At 60.1% G+C, this 12,001-nt stretch carries 9 protein-coding genes; 3 read left to right on the forward strand and 6 right to left on the reverse strand.

Features of this window, described 5'->3' with window-relative positions; translation table 11 throughout:
* Both HMPREF0308_RS04485 and HMPREF0308_RS04490 read right to left on the reverse strand, forming a co-directional pair.
* The coding region (locus HMPREF0308_RS04485) for a restriction endonuclease (protein WP_080548612.1) at window positions 1-3,721 on the reverse strand (3,721 nt) is incomplete at its 3' end.
* An 82-nt stretch (window positions 3,722-3,803) separates the two neighbouring features.
* Window positions 3,804-5,375 (reverse strand): hypothetical protein, encoded by a 1,572-nt coding sequence (locus HMPREF0308_RS04490; protein WP_005529133.1) that lies wholly within the window; start codon window positions 5,373-5,375, stop codon window positions 3,804-3,806.
* 127 nt (window positions 5,376-5,502) lie between these two features.
* Here HMPREF0308_RS04490 and dhaK point away from each other — a divergent pair, with 127 nt between their 5' ends.
* The 3 genes from dhaK to dhaM are packed head-to-tail and all read left to right on the forward strand — an operon-like array spanning window position 5,503 to window position 7,861.
* Window positions 5,503-6,504: a dihydroxyacetone kinase subunit DhaK gene (dhaK, locus tag HMPREF0308_RS04495; protein ID WP_005529136.1), complete on the forward strand. Its 1,002-nt coding sequence runs from the start codon at window positions 5,503-5,505 to the stop codon at window positions 6,502-6,504.
* Window positions 6,505-6,550: 46 nt separating this feature from the next.
* Window positions 6,551-7,162 carry a dihydroxyacetone kinase subunit DhaL gene (gene dhaL, locus HMPREF0308_RS04500; RefSeq protein ID WP_005529138.1) on the forward strand — a complete coding sequence of 204 codons (612 nt, stop codon included), beginning with the start codon at window positions 6,551-6,553 and terminating at the stop codon, window positions 7,160-7,162.
* 3 nt (window positions 7,163-7,165) lie between these two features.
* Window positions 7,166-7,861, forward strand: a complete 696-nt coding sequence (gene dhaM / locus HMPREF0308_RS04505; protein WP_005529140.1) for a dihydroxyacetone kinase phosphoryl donor subunit DhaM — start codon at window positions 7,166-7,168, stop codon at window positions 7,859-7,861.
* Here the strand turns inward: dhaM and HMPREF0308_RS04510 are convergent.
* The 4 genes from HMPREF0308_RS04510 to uriT all read right to left on the reverse strand — a co-directional run bounded on the left by HMPREF0308_RS04510 (window position 7,858) and on the right by uriT (window position 12,000).
* Window positions 7,858-8,619 (reverse strand): SDR family oxidoreductase, encoded by a 762-nt coding sequence (locus tag HMPREF0308_RS04510; RefSeq protein WP_005529142.1) that lies wholly within the window; start codon window positions 8,617-8,619, stop codon window positions 7,858-7,860. The genes dhaM and HMPREF0308_RS04510 overlap by 4 nt on opposite strands.
* 58 nt (window positions 8,620-8,677) lie before the next feature.
* Window positions 8,678-9,022, reverse strand: a complete 345-nt coding sequence (locus HMPREF0308_RS04515) for a 5-oxoproline transporter, DUF979 family subunit (RefSeq protein ID WP_005529143.1) — start codon at window positions 9,020-9,022, stop codon at window positions 8,678-8,680.
* Window positions 9,023-9,562: 540 nt separating this feature from the next.
* Window positions 9,563-10,501: a uridine-preferring nucleoside hydrolase UriH gene (gene uriH / locus HMPREF0308_RS04520; RefSeq protein WP_005529145.1), complete on the reverse strand. Its 939-nt coding sequence runs from the start codon at window positions 10,499-10,501 to the stop codon at window positions 9,563-9,565.
* A gap of 17 nt (window positions 10,502-10,518) precedes the next feature.
* Window positions 10,519-12,000 carry a uridine transporter UriT gene (gene uriT, locus HMPREF0308_RS04525; RefSeq protein ID WP_005529147.1) on the reverse strand — a complete coding sequence of 494 codons (1,482 nt, stop codon included), beginning with the start codon at window positions 11,998-12,000 and terminating at the stop codon, window positions 10,519-10,521.
* Window position 12,001: the final 1 nt, after the last annotated feature.

A 12,001-nucleotide genomic window follows, 5' to 3' on the forward strand; every position in this document is an offset into this window, starting at 1 on the left:
CGGATAGAACTGGCCAGGTCTCGAAATCTTCGTCACGCTGATTGAGCCAGTCACCGTAAATATTGGGGTCAATAATCTGCCACTCGACATTATCGAGCGTGGAGCGTTCAACAATCGCAAGTTTTTCGTCTGCACTGAGGTAGTCACCGATATCGCGATAGTGGATACATACATCGTCGGGGATTTCGCGCTTAACGGCGATAATGATGGCAACGGTATTACGGCTGCCGGAACCGAATACCTTGCCGCCTTCTTTGCGGGATTGCTCGCCGGCGGTGCGTTGGTTGCCGCGAAGGTTATAGACGTAAATGTCGCTGAGTTCATCGTCAAGAGACAATCGAACTCCGTCAGCGGTGTTGCCATCGATCCATCCGCCGTTGGATACAAAAGCCATGACACCGTGGGTACCGAGTCGGTCTATGGACCAGCGGAATGCACGAAGATAGGAGTCGTAGAGGGAGTTCTTATTCGTTGCTGTGGAATTGGCGACGAACGTTTCCTCAATGCGCTTGTCGAGCGTTGGATACTTGAGGTTTTGGTTGTTATCGTTCGCGCTCGTCTGGCCTACGGAGTAGGGCGGGTTACCGATGATGATATTGATAGGAGCGTCGATTTGCCGTTGGATGGCGGCGTTGTTTTCTTTGAACACCTTGAGGTCGAGGATGTCGCCTTCTTCGTGAATCTGGAAGGTATCGGCAAGTGCGATGCTGTCGAAGGGGACGTACTCGGGCTCGGGTTCGCCATTGCGTTGGGCGCGTTCGGCCTGGAGTGCGTTGTAGGTGGTCTCGATGTTGACGGCGGCGACGTAGTAGGCGAGCAGCATGATCTCGGTGGCGTGGAGCTCGGTTGCGTACTTGCGGACGAGGTCGTCGGGTTCGATGAGGCCGGACTGGAGGAGTCGGACCATGAAGGTGCCGGTGCCGGTGAAGGGGTCGAGAATGTGGACGCCTTCGTCGGTAAGGCCCTTGCCGAAGTGCCAGCGGGAGATTTGATCGGCGGAGCGGAGGATGAAGTCGACGATTTCGACTGGAGTGTAGACGATGCCGAGGGCCTCGGACTGCTTCTTGAAGGCTTTGCGGAAGAATCGTTCGTAGAGGTCTTTGATCACTTGCTGTTTGCCAGATGCGGAGGAGACCTCGGAGGCGCGCACGCGCACGGACTCGTAGAACTTGGTGAGGGATTCGGTCTCAGACTCGAGCTTGGCATCCGAGAGCGCGTCGACCATGCGCTGCATGACGCGGGCAACTGGGTTGTGCGCGGCGAAGTCGTGCTCGGTGAACAGCGCGTTGAAGACCGGGGCAGTGATCAGGTGCTGCGAGAGCATGCTGATGGCTTCGTCCTCGGTGATGGAGTCGTTGAGGTTACCGCGTAGTCCCTCGATGAAGACCTCAAATTCCTTGCGGATCGTGTCATCCGCGGCATTGATGAGTGCCTTGATGCGGGCGATTTGAGCCTCGGCGATAGTAGCGACATCGTCAGCCCAGTCTTCCCAATAAGTACGCGTACCGACCTTGTCGACCAGCTTGACGTACATGGCTTCCTGCCAGGCCTCGAGGGAGAACAGCGTCATCTGCTCCGCGGTGAGTTCTTGCTCGCCGGAAGCTTCGGACTGGCCGGTTGGGGAGGCATCGGAAGCATTGAGTTTTGTCTGCGCGTCCTTGGCCTTCTCTTCGAGGCTCTGCTCCTCGTCTCGCTTTGTCCTCTTCACATTCTCGATGTCGATGGGAAGCTCGACCTTCTCGTTGAGCGCAATTGAGTTGACCTTAGCGTTGAAGCGGTCATCGTGGGCGCGCAGGGCGTTGAGGATCTGCCAGACCACGCGGAAGCGCGTGTTGTCGTTGAGCGCCTGGGACGGGGAGACTCCCGGTGGGATGGCGACGGGCAGGATGATGTAGCCGTAGTCCTTGCCCTCGGCTTTGCGCATGACACGGCCGACGGACTGGACTACGTCCACCATGGAATTGCGCGGGTGGAAGAAGATGACGCTATCGAGGGCAGGGACGTCCACGCCCTCGGACAGACAGCGTGCGTTGGTGAGGATGCGGGTCTCGTCCTCAGGGATGGAGGACTCGAGCCACGAGATCTTGTTGCCGCGCTCGAGGGCGTTCATGGTGCCATCGACGTGCTCCACGGCTACTTGGAGATCGATGTTGAGCAGGCTGACGTCGTTGGTTGCCGCGTGGTCCTTGAGCTGCTCTTGGTACTGGCGAATGAGCGTGGGGAAGGTCTCCTGGATGGTCTTCGAGGCCTTGATGTCCTTGGCGAAGGCAACGGTGCGGAGCATGGGTTGTGCATTGGCCTCGAAGCCGGACTTCGTGTCCTGCTCGGCACCCGAACGCTTCGCGAGTCCGTTCCACGCGCCGATCATGGCAGAGGCAGTGGTGAGGTTGATTTCGTTGGTGGGGTTGGCGGCGAGGACGTCAGCGGCGATATCTTCCTCGACCGTCATGACGAGGACCTTGTAGTCGGTGAGCAGACCCTTGTCCACGGCCTCGCCGAAGCCGAGGCGGTAGAACTCTGGACCGTAGATGGCCTCGTCATCCATGGAGGCAAGCTCCGCGGAATGTTCCTCGGCCTTGCCCTTTACGTTGTCATCGAACAGGCGGGGAGTCGCGGTCATGTAGAGACGCTTGCTGGCCTTGATGTATTTTTCGTCGTGAATCTTCACGAAGTTGGAGGCGTCTTCGCCGACGAGGGTGACGCCGGTGGTGCGGTGGGCCTCGTCGCAGATCACGAGATCGAAGTCATCCATGCCGTACTCCGCTTGGGCCTCGTGAATGGCCTCGATGGACTGGTACGTGGAGAAGATGACGTTGATACCGGCACGACGCTTGCCCTGCGCGGTGCGCTCGGCAATGTTCTTGCCGTTGGTAGAGACCGGAACCTCCAAGTCATAGGAGGCAATGTCTTCAGCCTTCTTGGAGACCTTCGTATCCGAACATACTGCGTAGGACTTCAGAGGCAGGTGCTCCTGGTTCTGTGCGGTCCATTCTTTTAACGTCTGCGAGAGCAAGGAGATGGAGGGAACGAGGAAGAGGACGCGGGCACGCCCGCCGTTGTTTTCCGCATACTGCTCCGCCAGACGCAGGGCGGTAAACGTCTTTCCCGTACCGCACGCCATGATGAGCTTTCCACGGTCGTGTGTTTCAAAGCCTGCGATAGCCTTCGAGATCGCTTCTTGCTGGTGTGGACGCGGGGAGAAAACCTCGCGCCGGGTGAGGTTAATTTCGATCTCAGAACCCGGGAAGGTCACATCCCAGTTGATAGGGGATTCTGCAATCGCTGCCGTGCCGATACGGTTGGTCGGGATGAGCTGGTGCTCCAGCATCGCTTCAGCATTCTTTGACCATCGCTCCGATGTAGAGATGATGATCCGCTGTGCGAAGGATTCTGTGCCCTTGTCTGTAGTAAACGAGTGTCCGGATGCCTCAAAGAAGGAATCGAGGTGACGCTTCTGAATATAGGTATCCGGCTTGTAGAACTTGCACTGGATGGCAACCCACGCGTCGTCATCGGCGCGCCGGGCAACCAGGTCGATGCCGGTGTCTTGCTTACCGCCGTTAAACTCCCAATCGCTCCACCGGCTGACTTCCGAGAACTGATCCTGGAGGACGGGATCGGTTCGGAAGTAGTTGACCATTAATTTCTCGAACTTAATGCCGTACGAGCCTTGAGGCTGATTTTCACGGAGCTGGGTTAGGACTTCACCGAAAGCAGACATGGTGTCCATTATGGACTACACATGAGTTCTCCACTTTCGAATGGTGGCGATGTTGTGCAGCCGGGGTGGATGACTTAAGCCACTAGTAGAGCCCTCCATTCCTCATCATGCTTCGCCGTGTGTGAGAGATGAGGTAGTCGCTCAAGGGGCGGCCGGAGTGGATAGCGGCATCGTAAAGATAGTTGTGGAGGGTATCGGCACGCGAGCGGGGGCTGGTGCGTAAATCGAAGTCACGTTGGATCTGGGCGACTACGAATGGCACGGCGTTGATCTCGGAGACCGCGATTAGAAGTGCGGCGACGCTGCGCTCCACTGTGGCGTTGGTCGAGCTAAATTGCTTCGGTTTGTCGTGGGCTAGGGCGCTCAGGAGACGTCGAGTGGATGTCAGCAGTTCCGGATCGACCTCTGGGTGATCGTTAAACCACTCGGTGATACGTGCGTCCCATTGCTTTACACCAGCGATAACGTCTGGGGCTAGGGCGCTGAGTTTGGTGTCCTCGGAGGGGAGAGGGGAATCGTCGAGCTGTGCGTCGAAGCGGGAGGTCTCGGGGACGGGCATGCCAGGGCCGAGGCCGATGGCATCTGGGCCGTAGTCATAGGAGTCGAAGTCGAATTGTGCTTCAAGTTCCTTTCGGAAGCGCTTTCCTTCTTCCTTTAGTGCTGAGTCGAGCTGCCTTTGGATGTGGGCGGGGCGTCCTGAGACCTCGCCAGTCCAGGTGACGAACTTGGTGAGGACGCGTGGGAAGCACCGGAGGAATGAGTCACTGGCCATGACTTTACGGGCTACGAGGGTCAGAGCCATTTCCACACGCAGTGGGGACCAGTGGTAGAGGTCGGCCATGGTGTAATTGGTTGTGATGCTGAGTAGCGTCTCGGCAGCATCGGCCTCCTCCTTCTTAAGCGGAACGGCATCCAGGAAGGCGGCCAATGTTTCTTCAGCTTCGGAATTATCGCTTTCTTCAAGACGAATACGGCGGCCGATGATACCGGGACTGGAGACAGTAGCCGGGACATTATCTAGTAGCGAGAGCACCCAGCGCAGCAGCGGACGGGTGGTAGGCCAGCTTTCACCAGGGCCGTCGTCGACTGTGATCTCATCTAGCCAGATGGCGTTGCTGAGGAAATCGGCCAGGCCCTCCTGGCTCGTAGGGCCGAAGCTCTCCATCGACTCATCCTTGGACATGATCTCCATAACCTGCTGTGCATTGGCCTCGGTGAGGAAACAGTCATAAATCGAGCCATTGCCGCCTGCTAGGTCAATGGAGACATTCACTGTCAGGGGCGCAGAGTGCGGGACGGATAGCTCGAGAGTGTAGTAATGGACATCCCCGTAGTACTGCGTAGCCTCGATGACGTTGACTACGCGGGCTTGCTCAAGGTGAGCAAGCCAGGTCGGTTCCTGCGGTAAGTCATCGCGCCGGGCGAGCTCAGCGCGATGGAGCTTTACGCGCTCTTTATCTTCATCCAGCAGGGCGGCGGCCCAGAGTACCGCGGTCGTCTCTGGGGCGGGGTTATCCCACATGGCTTCAAAGAACTCGGCAGGCTTTTGCGAGAAATCGTCATCCAGGGACAGGATCGCAGAGACCCACTGAAGTAGATCGATGGGGCTTGAACCGTGCAGGAAGGCCGCAAGGCCGGGCATGGAGGCATTCATGACACTAGAGTCTATCCATGTATCTGCGGCAGTGGGGCTGCGTTCATCTATGCGGATCCGCGTGTAGGCTCGGCACTGTTATTACCAGTGAAAATTGGGTTAATTCGACATCCCAAGGAGATTCGTGATGAAAAAGCTCATCAACTCACCGGAAAACGTAGTGGCGGAGTCTGTAGACGGCTTCGCGCTGGCACACGGCGACATCGTCAAGCGCTTTACGGAGCCGCTGTTTGTGGCGCGTGCGCAGAAGAAGAACGAGGGCAAGGTTGCGATTGTCTCTGGTGGTGGCTCAGGCCATGAGCCGCTCCACGCAGGCTTCGTGGGCCACGGCATGTTGGATGCGGCGGTGCCAGGCGCGGTGTTTACGTCGCCGACGCCGGATGCGATCCAGGCGGCGACCGATGAGGTTAATTCTGGCGCTGGCGTGCTCTACATCGTGAAGAACTACACCGGCGATGTCCTCAATTTCGATACCGCCGCTGAGCTGGCTGAGTTTGATGACATTGAGGTCAGCCAGGTCATCGTTGATGATGACGTCGCGGTGGAAGACTCCACTTTCACTGCGGGCCGTCGCGGTGTGGCGGGCACGCTGCTCGTCGAAAAGCTTGCGGGCGCCGCGGCTGAGCGCGGCGATGATCTAGCTGCTGTCACGGCAGTGGCGAAGAAGGTCGTGGAGAACACTGCGACCATGGGTGCAGCACTGAGTTCTTGCACTGTGCCGCACGTGGGCAAGCCTTCCTTCGACCTCGCAGATGATGAGGTTGAGCTCGGCGTCGGTATCCACGGTGAGCCTGGTCGTAAGGAGATTCCGTTGGTCTCCGCGGACGATGTCACTGATCATCTCATGGAGCCGATTCTTGCCGACCTGAAGTTGGCAGAAGGCGAGCGCACCATCGTCGTAGTCAACGGCATGGGTGCCACCCCGGCATCGGAGCTCTACGTGGTCTATCGCCGGGTGGCACAGCTGCTGGAGAAAGCCGGCGTAAGCATCGAGCGCTCCCTCGTGGGCAACTTCGTCACCAGCCTGGACATGGCGGGATGTTCCGTGACCGTTATGCGCGCTGATGATGAAGACATCGCGCTGTTCGACGCCCCCTGCCATACCGCCGCACTACGCCAAGGAGAATAAAGTGACTTCTGTTGAAACTTTGAACACCGAATGGGCCCTGGCTTGGATGAAGGGCTGCGCGGAGCAGGCCCACGAGCACCGCGAGGAGCTCATTGAGCTTGACCGCGTCATCGGCGATAGCGACCATGGCGAAAACGTGGACCGTGGTTTCCGTGCTGTCGTTGAGAAGCTTGAAGCAGATGCTCCCGCAAGCATCGTGGATGTGCTGAAGCTGACGGCCAAGACTCTGATGTCCACCGTCGGCGGTGCATCTGGTCCGCTTTTGGGAACTGCATTCCTGCGCGCTGCTAAGTCAGTCGGCTCCGACGAACTCGATAGCGCTGGTGTTGCTGCACTTATCGAGGCTGCACTCGAGGGCATCACCACCCGTGGTAAGGCCGCCGAAGGGGAGAAAACCATGGTTGATGCGTGGGCGCCGGCGGCGCGTGCTGCCCGCGAGCAGGCTGATGCCGGGGCGGGAGTTGCCGACGTTCTGCGCGCGGCAGCCAATGCCGCAGCCGAAGGCGCCGAGGCAACCATTCCACTCGTTGCCACCAAGGGCCGTGCTTCCTACTTGGGCGAGCGCTCTGCTGGCCACAAGGATCCAGGTGCTGCTTCGACCGCGCTGTTTATCGCTGCAGCAGCGGCGGCGGCAGCCGCCGCTGTAAAGGAGGGCTAGGGCATGGCAGAACCGAAAGTGGGCCTGGTCCTGGTGTCGCATTCCGCAAAGCTGGCCGAAGGCCTTGCTGAGCTGGCTGGGCAGATGGCAGCTGACGTGCGTATCGCAGGCGCGGGTGGTCTGGCGTCCGGTGAAATCGGAACCTCGTATGACCTCATCGAGTCAGCTATTAATGACCTGCTCGGTGAAGGCCTCGCAGTTGTCGTTCTCACCGACTTGGGCTCGGCAACGATGACCGTTGAGTCGGTGTTGGAGTTCCTCGACGATGAGCCGGTAAAGTTCGTGGACGCGCCGCTCGTGGAGGCCGCTATCGCTGCGGCTACCGCGGCACAGCAAGGTGATGACCTTGACGCAGTTGCTGTTGCTGCCGAGCGCGCCATCGAGGTGTTCGTGCCAAAGCAAGTGGCGGAAGGCACGGCAGACGTCGCAGACGGCGATGCATACTCGCGGTCGGCAACTGTGGCTGATGCTGCTGGTCTCCATGCACGCCCTGCAGCGAAGGTAGCTGAGATGGCCGCGGAGGCAGCGGGCGACATTGTCATTGCATTCGATGACGACCGAGCTGATGCCGATTCCGCCATGATGCTGATGTCCTTGGGCGCCGCCCAGGGCGACACAGTAACGGTTAGCGGTCAGTCTGCGGACAAAGAGGTCATCGATAAGATTGCTGACGCCATCGCGGAAGGACTCGACGGCTAGGTCGAGAGCACCTGGTAGATGAGCTTGGCTACGCGGTCGGGCACCATGTTGCGGGCTACGCGGGCTGCTTTGTCTTGGGCGCCGACGCCCCAGTGGAGACGGCCTTTGTCCCAGCGGTTCTCGGGGTTGGCGGCGCGCCAGATGGCTTGCGCAACGTCGTCTGGCGTGAGGTTTACGCCGAGGCGTGTGACCGTCTTGGACTTGACGTCGGAGATGGGTGTCTTTGCCCATAGGGGGTTGATGTCGAGCACGCGGATCTTGTCGCGGCGCCACTCGAGGTCGAGGGTTTCGGTCATGGACTGGACGTAGGCCTTGGTGGCGGCGTAGACGCCGACGTCGGGGATGCCGTAGCAACCGGCGATGGAGGCGATGTTGATCAGCTGCGAGCCGGGAGTCTTTTTCAGATAGGGGTAAGCAGCGCGTGCGCCGAGGGTGACGCCTAGTGCGTTGACGTCGATGACGGCGCGGATGCGTGCGGGTTCGCTTTCCGCGATGGTGGCGGAGTCGATGATGCCGGCGTTGTTGTCGAGGATGTCGAGCCTGCCGCCGGTGAGCTTGGTGAACTCAGATAGGGCAGCGTCCCAGGACTCTGGTTTGGTGACATCGAGCTCGTAGAAGGTGATGCCGTCGCAGAGCAAGGATTCGTCGGCTGGTGGGCGAAGATCGCCCAATCCAACGATGTAGCCTTCATTGCGGAATACGCGGGCTACGGCGAGACCGAAGCCGCCGCAGCCGCCGGAGATAAAAATCGACTTCATTCCGCAATGTTAATTGTTTTCTATTCTCCTCAGCTGGAAGAGTTTTAACCGGAGTCCTTTAGAATGCGAATACTCGCATCATGATTGTGATGGCCACCAGCATGATGATGGCGGTGGGGATCTGCGCGATGATCGGGCCGTACTTGTTCTTCATCTGCAGCAGAGCAGCCGGGACGATGTTGATGTTTGCGGCCATCGGAGTACACAGAGTGCCGCAGAAGCCAGCCATCATGCCAAATGCGAAAATGGCGGCGGGGTTTCCGTTGAAGTTCTCAACGAGGACGGGCCAGCCGATGGCAGCGGTCATGATGGGGAACGCGGCGAAGGCGTTGCCCATGACCACGGTGAACAGCGCGTTGCCCGAGCAGTACGCGATGACGCTCCAGAGCAGGGCTTCCTGCACAATCGGCTTCGGGGCTTGTAGGGGCTAGGCCGCTGCGGCCTCCCGGGCTGTGGGGCTGTCTCTGTAGAGCTCTCCGCTGCGCATCATTGCGAACAGGACGTTGAGGCGTCGGCGTAGCTGGCCAGGAATTTGCCGACGTCCATGCCAATGACGAAGCCATAGGCCATGAGTCTGTGCTTCCTAGCGATGAGTAGAAAGTTGGATTATTTACGCTTCATCGCTGGGGTGGTCGGACATACTTGCGCTGGCATCCACATTACTGTGAGACCTCGTGCCGCCTGGGCCGGGTCAGGTTCCTATTGAGCTGTTTGAGTATGTCACTGTCTTCGGCGGCATCACCCCCCCGGATCATTTTCTTAACAGGGACAGGAATAAGCCATGCCGAAGCCAGCGACTAGTTCCACTGTCCTTTCGGACGGCGGGAACGGACATAAACATAGCCCGCCCACTGGGATGGACGGGCTATGAATCTTCGGTGCCCTGGGGTGGAACTACTAACAACGTAATGGGACATTCACGTCCCCCTTGTGCGTTGAGTTCCTAACCGATGCGCTTCACCGCATCGACGACCATGGTCCAGAGCTTATCGAAGTCCAGATCAACCGCCACCTGGGTGGTGCAGTTCGCCGGGGCGGGGGCGCGGAAATCGGCGACGGTCATGCCGGTGGTCAGCGCGCCGGACAGTTCCACATCCAGTGGTGCCTTGCGGGTGGTGAACACGGTGGGGTCGATGAGGTAGGCCACGGCGCAGGGGTCGTGGACGGGTGGGTTGTCGAATCCCTGGGCGTCTTGGTAGTTCTTGCGGAAGGCGTCGAAAAGTGCGACGACGAAGTCGCCCGTCGCGGTGCCCAGTGCGGCGAGTTTTTCCTCCACCTCCGGGGTGGCCAGCGCCTGGTGGGTGAGATCCAGACCGACCATGGTCAGGGGCCAGGACTCGTTGAAGACGATGTGGGCGGCCTCCGGGTCGATCTTGATGTTGAATTCCGCGACGGCGGTCCAGTTGCCGACGTGGTAGCCGCCACCCATGAGGACGACCTCCTTGACGCGTTCGGCGATGCGGGGTTCCTTGCGCACCGCCAGCGCGATGTTGGTCAGCGGGCCGGTGGGAACCAGGGCGACGGTGCCCGGTTCGTTGTTCATCACCGTGTCGATGATGAAGTCCACCGCGTGGGTGTCCTCAACGCCTACGGTCGGCTCGGGGAGGTCATAGTTGTGGATCTCCATGCCGGTGTCGCCGTGGATGTCCTCGGCGACCTCGATGGGGCGGACCAGCGGGCGGGTCACGCCCGGGTAGATCGGGGTGTCCATGCCTGCGATGGTGGCCACGACACGGGCGTTGTGGGTGACCTTGGCCAGGGTCTGGTTGCCGCCGACGGTGGTGATACCGAGTAGCTCGATGTCCGGGTTGCCGTGGGCGAGCAGCATGGCGACGGCGTCATCGTGTCCGGGATCACAGTCGAGGATGATCTTGGTGGTCATGGTGAAACTCCTAATTCTCAAAGTGCGGGGTTAGTTGCCCACGGGGCGGTATCGGTGGTGTCGGTGGCATTGGCAGCCAGGTTTCTGGCCGCCACGGTATCGGTGATGGATTCCGGGCGTGGGATGAGCAGGGAGCACAGGAACGCCAGCGCCAGGATGATCACACCGGCCCACATACCGGCGGCGTACCCACCGTTGCTGTCCCCGAAGCTGGTGGACACCGCGAAGAGGATGGCAAAGGAGATACCCGCACCGAGGTTGAAGGCGCCGGCGTTCATACCCGGCAGGTACCCCTGGTTGTCGGCGGGGGAGAGCACCACACCGAGTCCGTTGAGCATGATGTTGGCGATACCGGCGTAGGTGATACCCACGAAGGTGGAGATCCCCAGGTACGCCAGGTTGGAGGTGCTGCCCACGAGGAAGGTGGCACCGGCGACACCGATGATGGTGGCGGCGATACCGATCTGCAGGACGATCTTGTAGCCGAATTTGCCGGCGAGAATACCGGCGACGGGCCCGAAGACCAGGCCGGCCAGGGCATACGGGGTCAAGGTCCACCAGGAGACCACACCGGCGGACATGCCCGCACCATGGGTGGCGTCCTGCGCGAGGTTGGGCAGCAGACCGTTCATGATGGCGAACACACCGGTCATGGTCAACAGGGTGGTCAGCAGCAGCGCCCAGGTGCGGCGCTGGCCGAGGTACTCGATGCTGACCAGGGGGTTCTTAACACGCTTTTCAATGTTGTAGAAGGCGACGATGCCGATGATGCCGATTGCGAACAGGGCGATGACGAGGAACCAGTTGGCGTCGGCAAGCTTGCCGGCCTCGTTGAAGGCGGTCAGCAGGGCACCGATGGACACGGCGAGCGGCAGCACACCGAGCCAGTCCATCTTCGGGGTGGTCTCGGCGGTGGATTCCTTCACACCGAAGGACAGGGCCAGGGCGGCCGCCACGCAGAACACGGCCATGACCCAGAAGATGGACCGGAAGCCGAAGTGTTCCGCCAGCCAGCCACCGGCGATCGCGTCGACGCCACCGATACCACCGTTGATGGAGGTGATTACACCCAGCAGTAGTGCGTACTGCTTCTCATTGGGCACATGCTGGCGCAGGATGATCAGACACAGCGGCACGGTGGGACCGGCCACACCCTGGATCAGACGTCCCAGGAACAACACGGTGACATTGGGGGCGAGTGCCGCGACGAGACAGCCGATGCCGGTGACGATCATCATGCCGATCAGCACCTTGCGGCGGCCGATGAGGTCACCCCAGCGCGGCAGGAAGAGGGAGAACAGGGCGGCCGCGGTGAAGAACGCGGTCTGGGTCATACCGATCTGGGCGGGGGTCGCATTCAGTTCGACCTCCATGGTGGCCAGGGCCGGAGCGAGCATGGAGGCATTGAGCTGGAAGGCGAACACCGCCACCAGCAGGGCGATCATCAGCGGGATGATCGCAGCGGCCGGGGCTTTCCTCGGTTCGATGATGGTTGACATG

This window comes from Corynebacterium striatum ATCC 6940, from assembly GCF_000159135.1.
GTDB classification, from domain to species: domain Bacteria; phylum Actinomycetota; class Actinomycetes; order Mycobacteriales; family Mycobacteriaceae; genus Corynebacterium; species Corynebacterium striatum.